This is a genomic window from Vibrio sp. QJM3NY_26 (genome assembly GCF_057786005.1).
This window is the reverse complement of the sequence record NZ_CM173515.1, coordinates 1,102,370-1,124,083: the sequence shown is the minus strand read 5'-3', so window position 1 is coordinate 1,124,083 and position 21,714 is coordinate 1,102,370. Positions and strand designations below refer to the sequence as shown.

General features: G+C 44.5%; 22 protein-coding genes. 10 read left to right on the top strand and 12 right to left on the bottom strand.

The window, feature by feature from the left end; translation table 11 throughout:
- Positions 1–52: 52 nt before the first annotated feature.
- The 4 genes from lpoB to hinT all read right to left on the bottom strand — a co-directional run bounded on the left by lpoB (position 53) and on the right by hinT (position 3,401).
- Positions 53–643, bottom strand: a complete 591-nt coding sequence (gene lpoB / locus AC3CH4_RS05060; protein ID WP_004736264.1) for a penicillin-binding protein activator LpoB — start codon at positions 641–643, stop codon at positions 53–55.
- A 90-nt stretch (positions 644–733) separates the two neighbouring features.
- Positions 734–1,117 carry a YcfL family putative periplasmic lipoprotein gene (locus AC3CH4_RS05055; protein WP_171329358.1) on the bottom strand — a complete coding sequence of 128 codons (384 nt, stop codon included), beginning with the start codon at positions 1,115–1,117 and terminating at the stop codon, positions 734–736.
- Positions 1,117–2,508, bottom strand: coding sequence for a COG3014 family protein (locus tag AC3CH4_RS05050; protein ID WP_108086563.1), 1,392 nt, complete (start codon positions 2,506–2,508; stop codon positions 1,117–1,119). The genes AC3CH4_RS05055 and AC3CH4_RS05050 overlap by 1 nt, the downstream gene beginning before the upstream one ends.
- A 542-nt stretch (positions 2,509–3,050) precedes the next feature.
- Complete coding sequence (gene hinT, locus AC3CH4_RS05045; RefSeq protein ID WP_004736268.1) at positions 3,051–3,401, bottom strand: purine nucleoside phosphoramidase; 351 nt, start codon at positions 3,399–3,401, stop codon at positions 3,051–3,053.
- Between the two features lie 277 nt (positions 3,402–3,678).
- Between hinT and AC3CH4_RS05040 the strand changes: the two genes are divergently transcribed.
- Together AC3CH4_RS05040 and AC3CH4_RS05035 are read left to right on the top strand one after the other, a co-directional pair.
- Positions 3,679–5,670: a methyl-accepting chemotaxis protein gene (locus AC3CH4_RS05040; RefSeq protein WP_065205569.1), complete on the top strand. Its 1,992-nt coding sequence runs from the start codon at positions 3,679–3,681 to the stop codon at positions 5,668–5,670.
- A 197-nt stretch (positions 5,671–5,867) separates the two neighbouring features.
- Complete coding sequence (locus AC3CH4_RS05035) at positions 5,868–7,034, top strand: DUF1887 family protein (RefSeq protein ID WP_004736271.1); 1,167 nt, start codon at positions 5,868–5,870, stop codon at positions 7,032–7,034.
- A 239-nt stretch (positions 7,035–7,273) separates the two neighbouring features.
- Here AC3CH4_RS05035 and udp read toward each other — a convergent pair whose 3' ends face one another.
- The 4 genes from udp to AC3CH4_RS05015 all read right to left on the bottom strand — a co-directional run bounded on the left by udp (position 7,274) and on the right by AC3CH4_RS05015 (position 12,907).
- On the bottom strand, positions 7,274–8,032 hold the full coding sequence (gene udp, locus AC3CH4_RS05030) for a uridine phosphorylase (protein WP_004736272.1): 759 nt from the start codon (positions 8,030–8,032) through the stop codon (positions 7,274–7,276).
- A gap of 285 nt (positions 8,033–8,317) precedes the next feature.
- The gene (locus tag AC3CH4_RS05025; protein WP_488543411.1) at positions 8,318–10,666 is read right to left on the bottom strand and encodes a zinc/cadmium/mercury/lead-transporting ATPase; all 2,349 of its coding nucleotides are present in this window, start codon (positions 10,664–10,666) and stop codon (positions 8,318–8,320) included.
- Between the two features lie 174 nt (positions 10,667–10,840).
- Positions 10,841–12,304 carry an MATE family efflux transporter gene (locus tag AC3CH4_RS05020; protein WP_171329350.1) on the bottom strand — a complete coding sequence of 488 codons (1,464 nt, stop codon included), beginning with the start codon at positions 12,302–12,304 and terminating at the stop codon, positions 10,841–10,843.
- Between the two features lie 186 nt (positions 12,305–12,490).
- Entirely contained in the window at positions 12,491–12,907 is a 417-nt protein-coding gene (locus AC3CH4_RS05015; protein ID WP_054546682.1) for a CBS domain-containing protein, read from the bottom strand.
- Positions 12,908–13,190: 283 nt separating this feature from the next.
- Between AC3CH4_RS05015 and AC3CH4_RS05010 the strand changes: the two genes are divergently transcribed.
- Positions 13,191–13,424 (top strand): hypothetical protein, encoded by a 234-nt coding sequence (locus AC3CH4_RS05010; RefSeq protein ID WP_004736278.1) that lies wholly within the window; start codon positions 13,191–13,193, stop codon positions 13,422–13,424.
- Between the two features lie 184 nt (positions 13,425–13,608).
- Positions 13,609–13,905: a hypothetical protein gene (locus tag AC3CH4_RS05005; protein ID WP_114633206.1), complete on the top strand. Its 297-nt coding sequence runs from the start codon at positions 13,609–13,611 to the stop codon at positions 13,903–13,905.
- A 99-nt stretch (positions 13,906–14,004) separates the two neighbouring features.
- Here AC3CH4_RS05005 and AC3CH4_RS05000 read toward each other — a convergent pair whose 3' ends face one another.
- A complete protein-coding gene (locus AC3CH4_RS05000; protein ID WP_054546684.1) occupies positions 14,005–14,961 on the bottom strand; it encodes a glycosyl transferase family protein in 957 nt (318 codons plus the stop codon).
- A gap of 197 nt (positions 14,962–15,158) precedes the next feature.
- Between AC3CH4_RS05000 and AC3CH4_RS04995 the strand changes: the two genes are divergently transcribed.
- The 4 genes from AC3CH4_RS04995 to AC3CH4_RS04980 all read left to right on the top strand — a co-directional run bounded on the left by AC3CH4_RS04995 (position 15,159) and on the right by AC3CH4_RS04980 (position 17,668).
- Entirely contained in the window at positions 15,159–15,767 is a 609-nt protein-coding gene (locus AC3CH4_RS04995) for a TetR/AcrR family transcriptional regulator (RefSeq protein ID WP_488543410.1), read from the top strand.
- Between the two features lie 102 nt (positions 15,768–15,869).
- Positions 15,870–16,244 carry a hypothetical protein gene (locus tag AC3CH4_RS04990; protein ID WP_065205574.1) on the top strand — a complete coding sequence of 125 codons (375 nt, stop codon included), beginning with the start codon at positions 15,870–15,872 and terminating at the stop codon, positions 16,242–16,244.
- Between the two features lie 92 nt (positions 16,245–16,336).
- Positions 16,337–16,936, top strand: coding sequence for a thiol:disulfide interchange protein DsbA/DsbL (locus tag AC3CH4_RS04985; protein WP_102266536.1), 600 nt, complete (start codon positions 16,337–16,339; stop codon positions 16,934–16,936).
- Positions 16,937–17,173: 237 nt separating this feature from the next.
- Positions 17,174–17,668 (top strand): peptidylprolyl isomerase, encoded by a 495-nt coding sequence (locus tag AC3CH4_RS04980; protein WP_004736286.1) that lies wholly within the window; start codon positions 17,174–17,176, stop codon positions 17,666–17,668.
- A gap of 130 nt (positions 17,669–17,798) precedes the next feature.
- On the opposite strand, the gene AC3CH4_RS04975 is transcribed toward AC3CH4_RS04980, so the two are convergent.
- A complete protein-coding gene (locus AC3CH4_RS04975; RefSeq protein WP_428785440.1) occupies positions 17,799–18,236 on the bottom strand; it encodes a c-type cytochrome in 438 nt (145 codons plus the stop codon).
- Positions 18,237–18,460: 224 nt separating this feature from the next.
- Between AC3CH4_RS04975 and AC3CH4_RS04970 the strand changes: the two genes are divergently transcribed.
- Both AC3CH4_RS04970 and AC3CH4_RS04965 read left to right on the top strand, forming a co-directional pair.
- Complete coding sequence (locus AC3CH4_RS04970; protein WP_474355676.1) at positions 18,461–19,105, top strand: cytochrome b/b6 domain-containing protein; 645 nt, start codon at positions 18,461–18,463, stop codon at positions 19,103–19,105.
- A 16-nt stretch (positions 19,106–19,121) separates the two neighbouring features.
- A complete protein-coding gene (locus AC3CH4_RS04965; RefSeq protein ID WP_054546690.1) occupies positions 19,122–19,550 on the top strand; it encodes a MarR family winged helix-turn-helix transcriptional regulator in 429 nt (142 codons plus the stop codon).
- Between the two features lie 90 nt (positions 19,551–19,640).
- On the opposite strand, the gene AC3CH4_RS04960 is transcribed toward AC3CH4_RS04965, so the two are convergent.
- Together AC3CH4_RS04960 and AC3CH4_RS04955 are read right to left on the bottom strand one after the other, a co-directional pair.
- Positions 19,641–20,501, bottom strand: a complete 861-nt coding sequence (locus tag AC3CH4_RS04960) for a DMT family transporter (RefSeq protein ID WP_171307809.1) — start codon at positions 20,499–20,501, stop codon at positions 19,641–19,643.
- A gap of 110 nt (positions 20,502–20,611) precedes the next feature.
- On the bottom strand, positions 20,612–21,709 hold the full coding sequence (locus AC3CH4_RS04955; RefSeq protein WP_114633200.1) for an alkene reductase: 1,098 nt from the start codon (positions 21,707–21,709) through the stop codon (positions 20,612–20,614).
- Positions 21,710–21,714 lie beyond the last annotated feature (5 nt).

Below are 21,714 nucleotides of genomic sequence, written 5' to 3'. Positions count from 1 at the left end.
CAAGACTAAACGCTGTCAAAACTGGCTGCGTTTAGTTGGCAAGTAAGCGAAATTAAAGGCCCAATAGGCTCTTAGATTGTTGCTTACGGATTTCAGTCTCGTCAGCCCATTCAATCAAGCCAGACTCAAGATCCATTAGACGCATCGTCATTTTGTAGTAAACGTCTTCGTCGCTACCGTCTTTCTTAACGATGCTTGATAGGTTGCCGTACAGCATGTATTGAGCACCGACCATTTTACCGAATTGAATTGCTGAGCTTTGGTTTACAAGCTCATCATTGTTTTGGAAGTTCAATTGGTCACGAACAGACTCTACACGGTCCATATCAACGAAACGGAACTTACCAGAGTTCAGCATTTTAGTACTGATAGTGTCAGTGATTGACTCAGTATCGATGTGCTCACTTGTCTTGTTCTTGATTCGCTCTACGAACACGATTGGACGTTGCTCACGAGTAATGTAAGACACTGAACCAGACGCCATCATGCTATCGACCATTTCACCCGCAATCGTTTGAAGGTCAGTTGAACCGAAATCGATTGTCGTGGTTTCTACTGCTTGTGCATCACCGTAGCTTACCTTGTTTGAACAACCGCCTAAAATAACCGCTAAACCTAGTAGCGCAACGACACTCTTTTTCATTTTGTTTCCTCAACTTATCACTGAGTGGGGTTACCCTCACTCTTAAATTCTTGTATTGGCGAATCAATGAATCCGCTTCTTAAATCTAAGTTACTGCTCTCGGAACTGAACTCGGAATTGAGTTGCTTTCGGGTTTACCGATACTTCCGACAACGAGATACTTTCAAAGCCACGAACAATCGCTTGCTTCCAAGGGCCTTGTTTTAGGTTCACCTCAAGCCCAGCATCGTCATACCAGTAAAAACGATAAAGGATATGTTGATCGCCTTTATATTTACTGTTTAAACGAACAATTCCTCGAGTGTGACCGTCAACTTGGTCGGTACGGATATCTTCAACCAACAAACGGCTGCCCAATACCTTGTCACCAAAGAAAACGTTCTGAGTCAGACTATCAACCCTTACGCCAGCTGTATTATCAGCACAACCAGCCAGAGCCATAACCGCTGCTAAACTCACTAACCACTTTTTCATTACAGCCTCCCTAGCTGTTTATGCCACATTGTTGCATTGTTACCTTGTCGAGAAATCCACACCAAAGTGGTCTGCCCTTCTCGGATATCAAAGTCGTACGTTTTAGCGCCCGCTTCTAGCGTATATTGACCGCTGTTTGCTACGAACGTGCTGCTCTTAATCTCAGCCGGTAGAGATTGCCAACTACGAGTGTCTGGTTGTTCGGTGAATGTATTCCACACATTGAACAAGATATTACCGACATCGTTGCCTTTGGTCGCTTCTTTACGGATGCGGTCTTTAGCTACCACACGTAAAGCCTGACGGATAACAATGCTCGTCATACGTTCAGATAAATCGTTCTGCGCCATCGCGTTTACGTCAGTGATCAAATGTTCTTGTAGCGGTTGCCCGCTGATTCGCAAGGCAGAAAAACGCTCCACGTTTTGGCTCGGATAATAGGGCAGTGCCAGAGAGTATATTGCACCCTGATCGCGACTGTCATAAACAGGTAAATCTAATCGCCAACTGTCCATTGCTTGTACCGCGCTTTGCTCTTGAAGCACAATAACTCGCCCTTCACCTGCACTAAGTTTAGAAGACTGCTTATAGCGTTTTTCTAATGTCGCTAAATCTTGTCGCATCCCTAAACGCGCGGCAGTTGCCATCGTTCTGTCAATAATTTCTTGGTTGTCTGGCATAACAGCCAAAGCACGACGATAGTCAACGTATGCGCTGTTTAAATCATTCGAAGCTTCATAAAGCAGCCCAGACAAGAACATCAAATACGCATTCTGTACCGACTGCAGCTTTTTACCCGCATCAGGATAGTTTGCAAGAATGCTCCCCACATTGGCAGACAACCCCTGCTTCTTCGCATCGCTGGCTGCACGGTCTAACTCAGCTTCACGTTGCTTCTTTGCTTGTTCTTGAACTTGGTTGGCGCGACGCATTTCAATCACCGCACCTTCTAAATCGTTTTTCTTGAGATAATTTAAACCGAGATACAGATGAAGAAACCCCAGCTCATAATCGGCTGGCACATACTCGGTAATATTATCATTCACCGCCAACGCACCCACGCTGGTTGCACTGTCTGAAATCGAGATCACGGCTTTTCTTTGCTGCTCAGTTACCGCCTGATCCGCCACTTCAAACGAAGACTTACTCTCTGGGTATTGCTGATCCAGAAGGTTAATTCTGCCTCTTTCAAAGTTATCAAGGATGTCACCCGCAGCGTAATCTGGTAACTCTTGTTGAGCCTCTGAATAATCTCCAGATTTAACGGCTTGGTAGATCTCTTTGTTTTGCGCGCTGTAATGACTGAACAGGTTTCCTGCAGACATACTTGCACAGCCCACAGTCAACGCCGATAACAGGGCAATGGAAGCGAATCTAAACTGTTGCTTCACTTATCGTCTCCGTGCATGTTTAAAATGCCAACTTTGTTAGGGTCTGCTGACCTTTCGTGGTTAAATTTTGTTCGAGATAGAATCGTTTTAGGCGCGGCAAGGAGTATGTAGCCTAGTCATTCTAAGTTAATACTTCTTAACAAAGCATAAAACGATTCTAGCCGAACCCTTCGGGCAGTCTTTGTGGTTCATTTCTACTGCGTTATCAGCTTCTCATGTAGGCTAGCTACACTTCAAAGCCTCTGCCTTGTGGAAATTTCCCACAAAGTGCTGCAAAAATTAGCTCGAAAGATCAACAGACCCTAGTCTCAATGTCAAAACGAAACGTGTTGTAAAAAGGATCTCAAGCCAGTTGAAACCCTACTGATTTAGCCTCTGCCTAGGCGATGCCGACATTCAGACAACAGATAGAACTTAAAGTTGGCATACAAACTACAAATTTTCCAACTAACTACTTGTGTTAACCCACTAATGAGTTCGTTTAAACCAACTCGTTAGCTTTCATTAACTTGTTAGCTTTGCATTAGCTCATTAACTTTTTATTAGCTCATTAATAGCGGACCAAGTGGACGGCCACCAACCAAATGCATGTGAATATGGTAAACCTCTTGGCCGCCATGAGAATTGCAGTTCACAATAAGACGGTAGCCATCTTCTGCGATGCCTTCTTCTTTTGCTAACTTGCGAGCCACGGTAAACATGCGCCCCATCATGGCTTCATCTTCTACTTCAACATCATTCGTTGTTGGAATCAGCTTGTTTGGGATGATTAAGATATGGCTTGGCGCGCGAGGGTTGATATCGCGAAATGCGGTTACTAAATCGTCTTGGTATAGTAGATCTGCTGGGATTTCTTTATTGATGATCTTACTAAAAATGGTTTCTTCAGCCATGTTTCTCTCCGATAAAACATTTATTTTTTAATGCTTTGAGTATGCGCTATGCCGCATCAAACCACAATAAATCTGCTTTAAAGCATAATAAAAAACACCGTTCAAATCAAAGAAAACGAGCCTTAGCTCTCAAGAATGGCATGTTGGTTATAACTGATGGCTATTTTTGACGTGTGCGTCATAAAATGCGTAAACGGAGCTCAATAGAATGCTGATAATTTTGTTAGTTTTACTTTGACCTGACATTAGGTCTGCATTTTTATTTAGGGAGAAAGCCATGAAGGGATCTGTGATCAAGCGTATGTACGCTGGTTTCGCACTGATCATCATCATGTTCGCAGTCACGATAACCATCATGATGAACAGCATGAATCAGATACACAGCAATTTTGAGAGTGTCTCAGAAACCTCACTACCACTTGTCGCGCTTTCAAATCAAACAAGTGTTCAATTGCTTTCTGCTGATAAATCATTCAAAGATTACTTAACCACACAAAACGCTGAACGCATGTCTGCAATGCGTACTGAGTTTGCTACGTCACAAAACTCGTTTTCAGAAGTTCTCGGAAGTTTAGAAGCGGCAAGCCAAAACAATGTTTCGCTCACTGAACGCATTGCCCAATTAAGAGCAATGGAAGAACGCTACTTCGCTGAAGCTGACGAAGCGATGAACAACTACGTCGCGATGTTTGAAGCTCAAGAGCAAGTACAGAAAGCATCTCGCGATTTCCAACGCTTACATTCAGAGTTAGCTGTTGGCATGAAAGAGTACGTTGCCGACCAAAAAAGCATCTCTGTAAAAGTGATGGCAAAAAGCTACTTCATTAAACTTCAAGATGCTGAAGTGATTACCTCTGATGCGCTAGCCAGTTCTGATGTTGCCTTCGTTCAGAAAGCCGTTAATCAAAACAAAAAGGCCGTTACTCACCTTAACTATGCTTATCGCGGCCTATCCACACAACTGCCAGCACTTAAAAATGTCTTTGATGAATCGGTTCAGAAATTCACCAAAGACGTTGGTCAAAAAGGCGGTGTGTTGGACAAGCACAACAACTACTTGAAAGCGAAACAAGCTCTGTACATCAACATTGCTAACTTAGCCGTAGAAATAGACAAAGCCATGGCTGTTTTAGATTCATTCAACGTGACTGCGGAAGAGCAACTGAACGCTTCACTTGAAGACGCAAGCAGCATCTACGACAAAGGCCTGTTCAATGCGATTGCAATTGGTATTGTTGTCACCGTATTCGCTGCAGCAATTGGTTACCATATTGCACATAGCGTAAGAGAGCCATTAACTCGCATCCTGGGTACATTAGAAGGCCTAACTGAAGGCGATATGACTCAGCGAATCGATATTCGTTATGACAACGAATTCAGCCGAGTGAGTCGTCACATCAACACCTTAGCCGACAACCTGCGCAATATTCTGGTGAAACTGAATGACGCTTCAGATGACTTAACGAAGACCGCAAGCGTAAACCAGAAAACCTCTACAGAGACGCAAGCTCAACTGAACAGCCAACGTGAGCAAACGGCAACTGTCGCGACCGCAATGACAGAAATGTCTCATTCGGTACAAGAAGTGGCGAACAGCGCGCAAAGCTCACTTACCATGGTTCAACAAGTAGAATCGGCTTCTGAGTCTGGTCGTCAGATAATGAACACCAACATCAGTACCATTAACCAGCTTGAGGTTCGTCTTACTGAATCTGTTGGTGCTGTAGGTGAGTTGCAGCAGATGAGTAGCCAGATTGGCTCAATCCTCGACGTGATCCGTGGTATTGCAGAACAAACCAACCTACTTGCACTCAACGCGGCAATCGAAGCGGCGCGTGCTGGTGAGCAAGGTCGTGGTTTTGCAGTGGTTGCCGATGAAGTACGCGTGCTAGCACAGAAGACCACTCAATCAACGTCTGAAATCGAGACCATGATCAGCAACCTGCAATCAAGCTCGAAAACAGCAAGCAACGTAATTGAAAGTTGTATGAGCGATATGGACATGTCGGTTCAACAAGCTTCAAGTGCCAACAGTGCGATGGAAGAGATCCAAGCCTTGATTCTAGAGATCAGCCACATGAGTACACACATCTCTCAAGCAGCCGCTGAGCAGAGTGAAACTTCTGGTGATATTGCGCGGAATATAGAAGACATCAACCACATCGCAGATAAGAGTTACCAAGCGATGTCTTCAATTGCTGAGGCAAGCCAAAACCTAACAATTCTCGCAAACCAACAAGGTGATTTGGTTCATCAGTTCAAGCTATAGATAGCTGAGAAATTGATAGATATTTAGTGAGAATATTGGGACTTCTTACCCAATAGTGATAACTATTTGAACAAGGGCAACTTTTATCAAGGGTTGCCCTTGTTTTTTATGATCTTTGTCATTATATGATTATTAAGGCTTGCTGCTTCCCGTTTTTTCTTTCACCTTTATGAGCGAGCCGCTATTAAGGAATTTATATGGCTGTTCATGTTGGCATTATCGATCAAGATCCCATTCGCTTGATCACCCCACTACTCGATAACCGAACGATCAGCACTCACATCGTGTTCATCGGTGACAAGAATCAAGTCAGTATTTACCAACGCTTAGACAGCGTTTTGCAAAAACGCGACATTACGAGTGAATTTTTCGAGATCCCAACCCTCGTAAATACATCCGCGATTAAAGAGTCTATCCAAAACCTTGCCGAAGACCTCAAAGCTCGTGGTGAAGAAGTGAAACTCAACGCAAGTTGTGGCCTTCGTCACCGCCTACTTTCTGTCTACGAAGTATTTCGTACTTACCACTGGCCAATCTTTGTTGTTGAACCAAACAGTGACAAGCTGTGCTGGCTTTACCCGAATGGCAAAGAAGACGCACAAGTTCAAGACCGAATCACTATCGACGACTACCTGACTGTGTTCGGCGCTCGTGGTGAATTCAGCGATGTACAACTGTCTCCGCAACTTGATCAAAAGCTTTATGAGCTGGGAGAACGCTGGGCAAGTAATGCACTAGAACTCGGTCCAGGCCTCGCTACATTGAACTACCTTGCAACGACCTGCCGCAAAGAACAGAGGCTTGATGTAGGGTTGTCAGAGAAACAACAAGGCTATCGCGAGCTAAACATGCTGTTGAGCGATTTGGTTGAAGCTAAGATCGCCACTTATGACAATGGTATTTTGACGTTTGCCAATGAAGACGCACGACGCTTCTCAAACGGCGAATGGCTTGAAACATTGGTTCATAGCACAGTTAAGCAGATCCAAGATGACATGCCGACCATTCAAGATCGCTCTTTGAATGTTCAGGTTTATCGTCAACTCGGTGAGCGCGAGGTACGTAATGAGCTTGATGTTGCTTCTGTAGTGAACAATAAGCTGCACATCATCGAGTGTAAGACCAAAGGTATGCGTGATGATGGCGATGATACCTTGTACAAGTTGGAATCGCTTAGAGACCTTTTGGGTGGCCTACAAGCACGTGCAATGTTAGTGAGTTTCCGCCCTCTTCGTCATAACGACATCACACGAGCAGAAGATCTTGGCCTTGCATTGATTGGCCCTGACGAATTAAAAGATCTTAAAACACACCTAGCGGCATGGTTTACCGCCGCCGGTGGTGATGAAGATTTAGAGTGCTAAAAGCCAATAGACTCTTGAGAGCTGAACGCTCTTAAGTAAATCTAAAAAGGCGAATGACTATTGAGTCACTCGCCTTTTTTTCTCCAGCTATTCGTCTGTTTTGCTCTATTTTCATCTTTCAACTATCTATGCCTTTAATTTCTTTGCCTCATAAAAAATGGCCGCATCATTCGATGCGGCCATTTTTAAATCTTGGAAACAGACTTAAAGCACTTTAAGACTAAAAGTATTTTTACAACTTAAAGCATTTTACGAGCAGCTTCTACAACCACTTTGATTGAACGAGCTTCTGTTACTTTTAGTGTTTCGTGATCAGGCGTCTCTTTTTGAGTACGGTTGATGATTACACCAGCAACACAACCCGCTTTAAGACCAGAACTTGCACACATAGTTAGAAGCGTTGCAGATTCCATTTCGAAGTTTAGAACGCCCATGTCTTGCCATTCTTGCATAGAGCCTTGGAAACGCTTAACAACGCGACCAGAGAACGTGTCGTAACGCTCTTGACCTGGGTAGAACGTATCGCTTGAAGCCGTTACGCCCATGTGAACTGTTGCACCTGATTCATCAACTGCCGCTTTCATTGCTGTTGCAACTTCGAAGTCAGCAACTGCTGGGAACTCCATTGGAGCAAAGTGCAGGCTAGCGCCGTCTAGACGAACAGAACCTGTAGAAACAATCATGTCACCCACGTTTACGTGTGGTTGGATAGCACCAGTAGTACCAACACGAAGGAAAGTGCGAACACCAAGTTGAGCAAGCTCTTCAACTGCGATAGAAGTAGATGGACCACCGATACCTGTTGAACATACAACAACTGGCTTGCCGTCTAGCTCTGCGCGGTAAAGCGTGTATTCACGGTGACTAGCAAGAAATACAGGATTCTCCATCTCTTCGGCAATTTTTTGCACACGAGCAGGATCACCAGGAATGATCGCAAGAGTAGCACCGTTAAGATCTGCTTCAGTAACACCTAAATGGAAAACAGCTTGAGACATAGTTCGCTCCTTTTGGCTTATTGGGCTTTGTTAACCCTTATTTAAGCTCATAGTAAATTCGTGGGGTACGAACACACTCTAACCAAGCTCATTACAAAATGAAGTGACGAGCGTCACACCAATGATCGCAACAAGATTTCAAGTTTCACGAAAAACCGATTGGCATCACAAAAATAAGCAATCCATACGCCTACGTTGCATACTAATGAGACAAAAAACGCCTTTAGCTTATTAAGACTAAAGGCGTTTATTTGCATCAAAATAGTGAATATTAGCGAGAAGTGCTTAATCCGCTTTTGATTTGAATCGAAGCAAACGCAGAGCGTTGAGTGTCACCAAAGCTGTTGCGCCACTATCCGCTAAGACTGCCACCCATAAACCGGTAATACCCAGTAAGCTTGTCACCAAGAACACGCCTTTCAAACCGAGTGCAAGTGCGACATTTTGACGGATGTTATTCATGGTCGCTTGCGACAGTTCAATCATCGCAGGGAGTTCTGTTAAGCGATTATGAGTCAGAGCTGAGTCAGCCGTTTCCAACGCCACATCTGTGCCACCGCCCATTGCGATACCTACATTTGCTGTTTTCATAGCCGGCGCATCGTTGATGCCATCGCCCACCATGGCCACGTGTGACTGCTGAGATAACTGTTCAACGTAAGACACCTTATCGCTTGGCAATAGGCTTGCTTTATACTGCATACCAATCTTGCTGCTGATCGCTGCCGCGCTTCGCGGGTTATCCCCAGTAAGCATGATAGATTGAATTCCCAAGTCATTGAGTCGTTCAATCGTAAGCTTAGCGTCACTACGTAACGTGTCTTGCCAAGCAATCAGACCAATCACAGTCGCAGCTTGCTCGATTGATTCTTCTTGATCTTTAAGCTCAAGAGCAACCACAACCGTCTTGCCCTCGCCTTCTAATGCCTCAACCTGAGAAACAACATCGGCACCAAGATCGAACGTCACCTTAGAAGGCGATAGAACCTGATACTTAATTCCGTCGACATCGCCTTCAACACCACTACCGATCAGCGCAGTCTTGTTGTGTGATTCAGGAATCTCAATATTCAGTTCTTTCACTTTAGCAACTAGCGACTGCGCCAATGGGTGAGTAGAACCCACTTCAATTGCTCCAACCACACGAAGCATCGCATCTTGTTGCCAACCCGATAGAGGCTGAATGTCCGTAACCTGAGGCTTACCTTCAGTCAGTGTGCCCGTCTTATCGAAGGCAATAGTTTGAATTTTACCAAGCTGCTCCAGTGCTGCGCCGCCTTTAATTAGCGCACCACGTTTCGCGGCGGCTGCCAAACCAGACGTAATCGCGGCTGGAGTCGAGATAACCAACGCACACGGACAAGCAATCAACAATAGCGCTAAACCACGATAGACCCACGTTTCCCACGGCTGGGCGAACAGCAATGGTGGTGTGATGATGACTAAAAGAGCAACCAACATCATTAACGGTGTATACCAGCGACTGAACTTATCGAGGAATCGCTCGAGTGGCGCTTTGCGAGATTCTGCTTCTTCAATCAGGTGAAGAATACGGTCGATCGCGTTCTCACCCTGTTTTGAAGTGATGGTAATGCGCACCACTTTATCGACCACCACAGCGCCAGCCATGATGCTATTGCCTTCGATATGTTCAACAGGAACAGATTCACCGGTTAACGCACTTTCATCAAAGCTTGCTGCGTCGGTAATCAGTTTGCCATCAGCAGGTAAACGAGAGCCCGCCGCCACTTCAATCACATCACCGGGAACCAGTTCACTGACTGCAACTTCGACACGCTCGTCGTTGACAATCTTAGTCGCGTTTTCTGGTACCAATGCCATTAGCGCTTGAACGCCACTTCTTGCTCTTGATGAAGCAAACGCTTCTAAGCGCTCACCAATCAAAAACAACAGTAAAACCATCGCCGCTTCCGCGGTTTCGCCCAGATACAAGGCACCCAGCGCGGCAACACTCATTAGAGTTTCTATTGCGAAAGGTGTACCTGAACGTGCCAACTGAACCGCTTTCTTAGCAACCGGATATAATCCGAGTAGACAGGTTGCGGTGAATAAGCCTTCACTTAATTCAGGATATGTACTTTTCAGAAGCGCAGCGAACAGCATTGCCGCTGCAATCGCGATAATCTGAAAATTAGGTTGGATGTACGCTTGCCAAAAAGTCTCAGGTTGTTGTTTTTCTTTCTTAGAACCGACTTCCGAAAGAGGGAAACCCGTTTTGATAGAGACCTGTTCAATGGTGTCGGCAAGACTTTCATTATCGAATTTAACAACCAGTTTTTCGGTAGCAAAAAGAACCTTCGCTTGAATAACACCGTCAATATTACTGATCGCGTTTTCTATTTTTCTTGCACAAGCTGGGCAGTCCATTCCGGCAACCAGCCAACTTTTGGAAAATTGGGCGTTGAGAGACTCAGTTAAGGGCAGCCGGTCTTCTTCTCCACTGTCTGAACCACAACAATCATCTGCTGATGCAGAAGCCGTCGTAGAACTACAGCATGATGAAGTACCCGCTGCCGTGATGCTGGAAATTTTAGGGCTGGAACAGCTTGCTCCTGCCGCTTGAGGTTGAACGTCCACTTTTGTTGAGCGGCACGCTGCATGTTTTGCGCACATAATGTATCTCCTTAATACTCAAAAGCCTTGAGGTTGTTGCCGGCTAATCACAGCAACCAAACCTTAAGTTCATCAAAAGTATAAACCTTGGAGGTAACTCCAAGGTCAAGAAGAAATTGTCCAAGGCCAAGAAGAAATTTGCAAACCGACCAATCTAATATTGGAATGCCGGTGTTATTGCGACTTGAACTCTTTACACTCTTCTCTGTTCGTAGATACATCATCAATAAGAACCGCATCGTGTGAACAAAACGGCTGTGTATTCAAGCTCACTATCGATACATCGTCTTCTACAGGGTCAACTTGGGAACCTTGCATAAGCTCGGCAATATGATAGCGAAGCACCAAGGTACCGAGTATTCCGAACAAAACATTACCCAAGGCTTGCCCATACAACACACCCAATGCGCCATACCATTGCGAGCCTAAGTAGACGAACGGCAATGTACCGAGAGTGGCTTTACCCAGATTCAGTGCTGTCGAGTAAAGCGGTTTACCCAGGTTATTGAAAGACGTATTGGCAACAAACAACGCGCCATTAAAAGTAAAAGTTAAGGCGACATAAGTACAAAATGCCGCAACAATAATTGCTGCATCACCTTGCAGGCTAAAGCCTTGGATCACATAATCTTGAACAAAGTACAACAGAATACAGACGGCGATGGTGTATGCCGTAGTAACCAACAGTGAGTTGTTGAGTGTTTCTTTTACTCTGTCCATTCGTTCTGCACCAAAGTTTTGCCCAATGATTGGGCCTACAGCGCCGGACAAGGCAAAAATAACCGCAAAGCAAACCGGCGTTAGACGACCAATCACGGCAAAGCCCGCGACAAAATCCTCGCCGTATTGTGCGATACCTGTTGTCACAATCGCATTACCGATAGGTGTTGCGGTATTAGTGATAATTGCGGGAAGCGCAATGGCCAATATAGGGCGAATATTAATGCGCCACTGCACCAGTGAAGGAGGTGCAACCAAGTGATGACTACGAATCAGAGGATACAGTGAGAAGAGAAGCACCGAAAAACGGGCAAAAACAGAAGCAATAGCCGCCCCTTCTATATTCCAGCCAAAGCCAAAAATAAACAGGGGGTCCAAAATCGCATTAACGATACCGCCTGACAAGGTCGCCCACATCGAACGTTTGGCATCACCTGCCGCTCTTAAGCCCGCACCCGCTGCCATCGCCAACGCCAAAAAGGGACCACTTGGTAGCAAAATCTGTAGGTAAGCTTGAGCACGCTCTGCGGCAACCCCTTTTGCCCCTATAGCGGCTAACAGTTCTGGGATATAAGCAAACATCACCGCGGTAATCGTCAAACTGATGACAAAAGCGGTCAGCATAATACTGGTGGCGAGGTTCCGAGCGTGTTCCTGATTCTTTGAACCGATCGCTTTGGAAACTAACGCGCCCATAGCAATGGAAGTACCGATCGAAACGGAGGTAGAGAAAAAAGTCAGCGTGCCTGCAAAACCCACCGCAGCGGCCAATTCGACTTGTCCCAACATACTGATGAACAACATATCGAGTAAATCGACCACGAATAACGCCATCAAACCGACTGAGCCAGCCCCCGACATCACCAATATGTGGCGCATCGTTGAACCTTCTACAAACTTTGCCGTTTGATTTGACATGAAACCTCCAAAAGCTGGGACACCCACAAGCAAGCTCCCTAAACTAGTGACCCAAAGCTAGCGTCCCACAAGCTAGGGAGCCACAAAGAAAGGATCTACCAAGAAAAGCTCTATACAGAAAAAAGGCGCTAGTGCGCCTTTTTTCAATTGAAGGTATTGAGAAAAATAATCGTTCTTAACACGCTATTATACCTGATGTTTGAAGCATTCTTCCAAGTTCTTGCCGATTGCTCTCAAAACATCGGTTCTGGTGATCATACCCACTAGCTTTTTATTATCGAGCACTGGATAAGCTTTGGGTTTACCCACTTGCATCATATCTGCCAATTCAATGATGGATAAGTCTGGTGATACCGATAGCACCTCTTGGTACATGCAATCACCCACAATGTGTGTGTCTTGGCAGAAATAGCTCACCTTCACCAATTTTTCTAATAAATCTTGCTCAGAAAGGAAACCAATAACTTGCTCATTATCATCAATTACTGGACCGCCCATGTGATGGCTGCTCATTACTCTATCTAACGCGAGACTTAACGGCATGTCAGGAGTGAATGTCACAACCTGCGGCGTCATGTAATCTTTCACTTTTATTGAATGCATTGCGTTCTCCCTAAATACTTTTCGTCATGTCTTTTTCTATCTTGTTAACCTAATTGTTGTCTAAAATCTTGATTTTACTAAATGGATTTCAACAATTTTATTGATAGGTAAAACCTACCAAGGCGAGAAAACAAGGTCACAAAAGGCTTGTGAGCATTTTTACGCGAGCAAAAAAATAAAAAATAGAGTCCTTACAAAGCCTTACTTTATGACACTGGCTTGAATGAATAAACCTTGTACTCTTCACACCATAAATAATTATATCGTGACAATTAGGCCGTTTATGCAACACAACAACAGTATGTACGCGTACATTTATTCCGGTGTCGATGGTACAGAAAATACCCTCATCGCCACTGTCGATAACCAAGAAAAGCCGCTTATCTCTAGCTGCGTCGATGAGATAAAACACATGTCTAGCTTAGCGATTGATCTGGCGGCAAAACACAATTTGAAAGTAAAGCTGGTCAAATACCAAAGAGAGCAAGAAATCGACTTCGGCTTGTTCGTTAAATAGCAGACTCATCGCACATGTCTTGACTCACAAGCTCAACAAGCATTGTCAACGACACATGAATACCGTATTTTGTGGCAAGTTCTTGAGTAGGTAATCACATTGACGATGATTACCTGCTTTAACCGATAAGCGCTCGAATTGGAGACATCCGTCGCACCGCTTTTCATTGTCCAAACGGTTCACTATGACTTCGCTTCGTTCCCCTCACACTGTTCTATCTCACTTTATCCCTAAGCTAAAAAACTACTTTAGCGAATTGTTAGATTTCCAATCGCGCATTTGGGTGGTTCATATCTTTGAAGACTCCATCACCGATCAGTCCTTTGTGATAAATGAAGATGGCTTTAAAGAACCGTTAGAGTGGATGAAGAAACGAGCCTATCAAACAGCAATGCTTGAACGAGTAGAGAAGATGAAAATCTCACAAGTCATTGAGATTCAATTTGAAGACAAGATGCATCGATTGATGCGAGTAAAGTAACTCTTATTGTTTGATCATTCACGAAAGCCCTTTGCTAGAAATCAAGCACAAAAAAGGCCAGCACTCGCTGACCTTCTATCATTGATTAAAAACCATCCTCTAACGCGCACAATACTCATGCCACAGACGCACCGCTTTCTGGTATGCCTCAGTTTTATCGTGCGTTTCTGCGAATAAAATCGCAGTCATACTGTCCACAACACTGTTCGCCATCAGCTCCATCTCATCTTCCGGTGTACCCAGCACACATTCAGAAGGCAGAGGCAGTTCAACATTCATCGTGCCTTCCCAGTAGAAAGATTCCACCTTCTCAGGAGAACTCATCCACACAGTTTGACTCACCTTAGGGTTGTATTCTGATTCGCCATTCATACCTTTAAATGAAATAACCGAGTGGGATTTATTACCAATGACATGCTCAACTTCAGCGTGTAACTGAGGAAAGCCCGGGTGAAAACTTCCACGTAAACCCAAACGGCCACCACCTGGGTTCAATGCTCGAACTACCGTGTTGATCGGTGTTCTCAGTCCGTAGCGGTGTTTCCAACCAATCATAGTTTGAGCTTCAGGTGCGAAGTTCGCCAAAGGCAAATAGGCGATACCATCCGCTTCAAGGATCTGCTTGGCGTCTTGTGGGTCTTGAGCTCGGCGAACACCAACACACTCTAGGTGAGTCTCAACGTGCGTCCTACCGCTCGGCTTATCCATATAGCCATGCATTAAGACTTTATAGCCATTATCAGCTAAGATTTTTGCCGCCAGCAAGTTCCAAGGCTTACCACTGGCAGTATCGTTACGCTTACCTGCGTAGCACGGCCAGTCAATATCAGCGCCTAAGTCTGGTACTCGAGATTGAAAGGCTTTTACAAAGCCTGCGATCTCTTCATTGGTTTCATTCTGCACACGAATCAACATCAGTAGCATAGCCATTTGGTCGTCACCGACCTCTCCGCTTAAATACTCATCCATGATGCGGTAGGCTTGTTCGAACGATAAAGGCTTACGCCCTCTTTCTCCTCGTCCAACTGTACGAATACACTCTAAAATACTACTCATTGATTGTTTATTCTCTTCCGTTGATATCAATAAAATTCGAATACGCTTTCGATTCTATGATACCCACAGTGCATTGCAAAGCGATTCAGTTGCTATCGACCTAATTACCAATACGTGGATTGGTGTTCTAAAAGTAAACTTACTGGTGTAAAATTATCGTATGCAATGCTAACTGCGACCTATTGAGTAATATCCAAATGACTGTAAAAAAAACGCTGAGCCAAAGAAAACGTGAATCGATCGTTGCCGCTGCTATCGCAGAGTTTACTGAGCACGGTTACAAGGCCACCAGCATGGATAAAATATCGAGCCGCGCGGAAGTATCAAAGCGCACTGTATACAACCACTTTGCCAGCAAAGAACTGCTTTTAGATGAGATTCTAGACAGTATTTGGAGCAAGACTCTCGCCGCGACGCATTTCCCTTATCAAGCAGAACTGCCTCTTAATGATCAGCTCGCTTCGATTGCTAATCAAGAACTAGAGCTTTTAGAATCAGTAGGCTTTATCGATTTATCTCGCGTGCTGTTCTCAGAGTATTTCCATAACGCCGAACTGGCGCATCAAGCTATGGAGAAATATTCCCAAGCAGAAAGTGGACTCACAACCTGGATTAAAGCAGCACAGGCAGATGACCGCTTAATTGAACTAGACCCTCTATTTGCATCTACCCAATTTATTGCACTGTTAAAGTCTTTTGCATTTTGGCCACAAATCATTGGTCATGCGCCGTCACCGGATGCGGAACACAAACAAGTGATCATCCAATCCAGTGTCGAGATGTTCCTGAAACAGTATCAAGCGTAATAAAAGTTGAGCTCGGCTAAGTTTTATTGGGTTTGATTAGAGATGCACAAACGAGTGAGGTATGATTCGCCCGCTTCATTCGTTTACCAAGACTAAGAATTCATGCCAAAGTTGATTAACAAAATTTGGGTACACGCTTTCATGCTCTTCGCTATGCTAATGGCCACCATTAGTGTGGACAGCATCGCGAGCAGCAATGCTCTGCAAGCACCCCAAGCTCAATCAACTTCTGCCAATAGCTTCTCTTTCTCTGCTTCTAACATCAGTTCTGTAGAGAGCACCCCAACACCTTATTCCAGTGCACAACCCAACGTTGAGCACCACTGCTGTGGATCAGTCTGTCTACTGAAAATGCCACCACTTATCGTTTCTGAATCTTTCGAACCGCAGATTGAATCACTGGCACTGATAGAAAAAGAGCCTTCGCACAAAGCGATTGTTTCACCACAAGCCCCTTACCGCCCTCCTATTTCTTAATTGTTTGTCCCTGTTTGGCACCGCTTGCCAACGTATTACTAATACAGCTCTATTGCTGTAAACAATGACATCCAAATTTAGGAAATAAACACATGAAAAAGCTATTTAGCCTATTCGCTGCTCTGATCATGAGCGCTTCAATTAATGCCGCTCAGTTTGAAGAAGGTACTCACTACAAGATCCTCGACGTAGCGAAAGCAGATAAGCCCGTCGTTACCGAGTTCTTCTCGTTTTACTGCCCTCATTGCTACAAGTTTGAAGGCGTCATCGAGTACCTAAAGAAAGACCTACCGGAATCAGCAAGCTTTCAAAAAGTGCACGTAGCATTTATGGGCAACGACATGGCTGTGCCTATGGCAAAAGCTTACGCGACCATGATTGCACTCGACGCTGAAGACAATATGGTTCCAGCAATGTTCGCCAAAATTCACGAGAAACAACAGACCCCAAGAAACGAAGCGGAACTGCGCCAGATCTTCATTGATAACGGTGTAGATGCGAAGAAATTTGATGCGGCCTACAACGGTTTCGCAGTTAACTCAATGCAGAAACGTTTTGATAAGCAGTTTGATGCGAGCACATTAACTGGCGTTCCGGGTGTACTAGTTAACAACAAATACATCGTAAAACCGGATCAAATCAAGAGCTACGAAGAGTACAACCAGCTGGTGAATTACCTTCTAACGCTTTAATCAAAAGCGATAGTCTCTAAAAGCTCAAAAGCCAGCGACCTGTTCGCTGGCTTTCTTGTCTATACGAGTGAAGTGAACGCGCGATGGCACGCTCGAAGATCATTCAGATCGCCCTTGAATACACGTCAAAATCACTGTTCACTGGCATCCGCCGTTATTTCTCATATACTGCACCCTATTACGTCATCCACTACTCTGTAGTACTCAAATATTAGTACTCGAACATTGGGCACCTTTATGATTATTCTGACCACAAACTTTGGCGACATTGAAATTGAACTGAACCTTGAAAAAGCGCCGGTAACGTCGAAAAACTTCCTTAAATACTGCCAAGATGGCTTCTACGAAGGCACAACATTTCACCGTGTTATTGAAGGTTTCATGATTCAAGGTGGTGGACACACTATCGACATGACAGAAAAGCCAACTCGTGCACCTATTGTGAATGAAGCTAACCGCGGCTTAAAGAACGTGATTGGATCTCTCGCAATGGCTCGCACTGACGCACCCCATTCAGCAACGGCGCAGTTCTTTATCAACCTTGACGACAATGATTTCCTTGATCATACAGCAACCAGCAACTCAGGTTGGGGCTACGCTGTGTTTGGTAAGGTATCAGCAGGTATGGATGTGGTAAACAAGATTGCGCTTGCACCAACCACCACTCGCTGGGGACATGAAGATGTGCCGTGTGAAGACATCGTGATTACTAAAGTCACTGTTCGCGACTAATTCACTCACGCGCTTTCCTGCCCCTAGTGCATTCGAATTAATTGCACAAAGAAAAGAAGGCAGCGCGATAGGGCTATGGTGGTAAGGGTTCGACTTTACCACCTGTATTCAAAGCTCGTTGTTAGAACCGTTACCAACGAGAGCGGTAAGTACGGTGACATCCTTTACAAGTATTGTTCACAGAATCTAACCCTTGTTCTGCGCTCGACAAATCTTGCTCAACACTCGCTTGATAAAGCTCTGAAAAGCCTTGGTTCATCTGCAACATCAGTTGGTTAAATTTCTCAGGCTTGCTCCAAATCTCCTTTTTTGCCTTACCTCCAGTATCACCTTCAGCAAAACTCACATTCAATACGGTTCCATGTTCCACCAACATTTCACTTAGCTCACCCACTTTCAGCCAATCCACATCACTGTTATTCAATTCTGAATCAACTTGTTTAGTAACCTCTTCAATAGAACTGAAAGCTTGCTGACGATTATTTACAGCATCCGCTGCGGCGATAGAGATCATAGGTAGAGCAATCGTAGGCAGTGCGATGATTAGAGCGATAGTGAATTTTTTCATAATGTCATTCCTAGTGATTAATTGATTGAGTGCTTAATTGACTGAGTGGTTAATTGACTGAATGATTTCGTCGTTAATTACTGATTGGTTTCTTAGTAAATTACGGCTTGATAGTTCAACCGTAATCGAAGATATGCATTCAATTTACACAACAATAGTTGCTTAAGCAACTATTGTTGTGTAAATTATTCCCACCAAGCAAATTCGCAAACAGGAAAAGCATTATGAAAATCTGGGATCTACCAACTCGACTTTATCACTGGCTTCAAGCCGCACTCTTTATTGGACTTGCTGCGTCAGGGTTTAACGGACAAGGCCCTCATGTTTACTTAGGCCTCGCACTGTTCAGTCTGATTTTATGGCGCTTAGTTTGGGGAGTCGTCGGCAGCGATACCAGTCGCTTTTCTCAATTTATTAGCTCTCCAAAATCGGCTTGGATTTACTTACGGGGAAAAGCACGACCAAAACCGGGCCATAATCCGTTAGGTGCGTGGATGGTGATAGGAATGATCACGACTCTGTTTGTCCAATGTATGACAGGGCTTGTTATTGCTGGTTTCTTTGATGCGATTCCAGGTTCGGAACTCGTAATTACTGATGCAGTATTCGATGTGTTATGTACGGTGCATGGCATTGCAGCACGTATGTTAGTGGTATTTGTCATACTGCACTTGGTGGCCATTATCATCTACAAACTGCGTTCAAAGCCGCTAGTCCTTGCCATGATTACAGGTAAACAAAACCATTCAGCGTCAACGGATTATTTCATAAATAGCAGTCAATTAGCTTTTTCATCAAATAGGAAAGCGTTGTTGGTGCTAATTGCATCGGTATTAGTTACGATGACAATAGTTGTAATATCACAGTAAAATTAGGTAGCGAAAGATGCCAGAAGAGTTTGATAGACAAAAAAGCTTTGGTTGGATGATCAATGTGATCGCCAATAAAGCGACCAAAGATTTTGACACGGAATTGAAGGAACATGGCTTAACCATTGCTCTATGGCCAACCATGATGTGCCTTTGGGAAGAAGAAGGACTTACACAGCGTGATATTGCTGCGAAGTCCAAAGTCGAGAATTCGACAACAACACGAACATTAGACAAGCTAGAAAAGCTTGAGTTGGTTGAACGCAGAGCCGATCCAAACAGTCGTCGTTCTTTCAGAATCTACTTAACGGAAAAAGGGAAAGCACTCGAAGAACAACTCGTTCCAATCCCTATTCGTTTAAACAAAGAATTAATGAATGAGTTGGACGCTGAAGAACAACAGCAGATGATCAAGCTACTTCAAAAGATGGTCGCAGCGATCTGATCTTACTGTGACCGGATCTTATTGCTAGTGCATGCTTAATGAGTTCTAAACATACACTAACAAAGAATACTCGGCCTTGCGCCGAGTGTTTTATTTTCGTCTCGACCATTTGATATAACAAAATAGCGAACCAATAATCACCGCTCCGCCTAGCAACTTTTGCATCTCAACCGTTTCACCCAACACGCTGACACTCAATAACAATGTCCACACGGGCTCAAGAATCATGATCAATGCCGCCACTTCCATGTTCACGGAATGCTGACCAACGGTTTGTAATAAGTAACGGATAGACGTCGCGATCACCGCAGACACGATAAACCAGAAGACTAAAGTTTTGGTGATTTCGAACTCCGGCTGAGTCGTCATGGAAGCAAAGGCTAAACCACTTACACCCACCACAAACAGTTGCACACAGATTGATGCGATAGGTTTAATATTGGTAATAACACGTTTGTTCATCACAAAATGAACAGACAACAACATCGATGCTAACAAGAAGTAAATCTGACTCTGCTCTACATTCCAACCATTGCCCAAAGTCAGCAGTAGCATGCCGATAATCGCGATCGGGAAAGACATCCAAAACGCACGATTAGGTTTAACTCGAAACAAAATCCAAGACACAAAGGGTGCAATGATCATGGCTAAGCTCATGATGAATGCCCCTTCCGACAAGCTTTCTGTCACCGATACTGCAAACACCCATACCTGCAATGAGGCAGACAGCAGCAAACCAACGCCGCAAAGAGAAAGAACCTGCTTAAGCGAAAGCTTACGAATATGATGAATACAAAATGGCAAAAGAATCAAACTCGCGACGAGGAATCGCACACCAATGAACACTGGCCCCGGCATTTCTAATACCACCAGCTTAGATGCAATCCATCCAATCCCAGCTAACAGGGTAGCAAATAGGAGGTAAAGCTCTCCGCGCATCGCTTTCATCATTTTACTTGGTCCAATAACAAAAAAAGCAACCCGACTCTGCAAGGTTGCTTTTTATAAACATTCAACAGGATCAAGATACTATCTCAATACTCTGCTTCAGGCAGCTGTTTTTAGCCTGCGTATTCTGGGTAATCCGTTAAACCTTTTTCAGCACCACCGAACAATGTGTTTGGATCGTGCGCCGCTAGCGGGTAACCATTTTGAATGCGAGCAGGTAAATCTGGGTTAGCAACGAATGGACGACCAAAACCAACCATGTCAGTTACGCCTTCAGCAACGGCTTTTTCACCACGCTCGCTATCGTATTTACCCGCATAAATTAGGACACCATCGTAAGCTTCACGAACTGCCGCTTTAAATGCTTTTGGCGTTTCAGGTGCATCGTCCCAATCGACTTCTGCAATGTGCAGGTAAACAATTTTGTATAGGTTAAGTAGTGCTGCCGCTGCTGTGTAAGTCTCTACTGGCGTAGCGTCAACCGTACCATTCAACGATGTGAACGGAGCAAGACGCACACCAACACGGTCAGCACCAATCGCTTCAACCATAGCTTCAACCACTTCACCAAGGAAACGTAAACGGTTTTCAATTGAACCACCGTATTCGTCATTGCGGTTGTTTGCTTCAGAATCGATGAATTGGTTGATTAAGTAACCATTCGCTGCGTGAAGTTCAATTCCATCAAAGCCTGCTTCAATCGCATTCAAAGCCGCTTGGCGATACTGTTCAACCACTGCTTTGATGTCTTGTTTCGTCATCTCACGAGGTTCAACCACATCCACAAAACCCGGCTCATCAGTGCCGTTATCGATGAATACTTTTACGTTTTCTGCTTTAAGTGCAGAAGACGAGATTGGCTGTTCACCGCCGATGTTATCTGGGTGTGTTACACGGCCTACATGCCAAAGTTGAGCGAAGATAACACCCTCTTTGTCATGTACTGCATCGGTGACTTTTTTCCAACCGGCGATCTGCTCATCAGAATAGATACCCGGAGTCCAAGCATAGCCTTGGCCCATAGGTGAAATTTGTGTGCCTTCAGCGATAATCAAACCTGCAGAAGCGCGTTGAGCGTAGTAATCCGCCATCATGTCGTTTGCTGAATTACCAGGTTGCGTCGCACGTGAGCGAGTCATCGGTGGCATAACAATACGGTTTTTAAGCTCGATATTACCAAGTTGAATTGGTTGAAATAATGCATTTGTCATTGTTA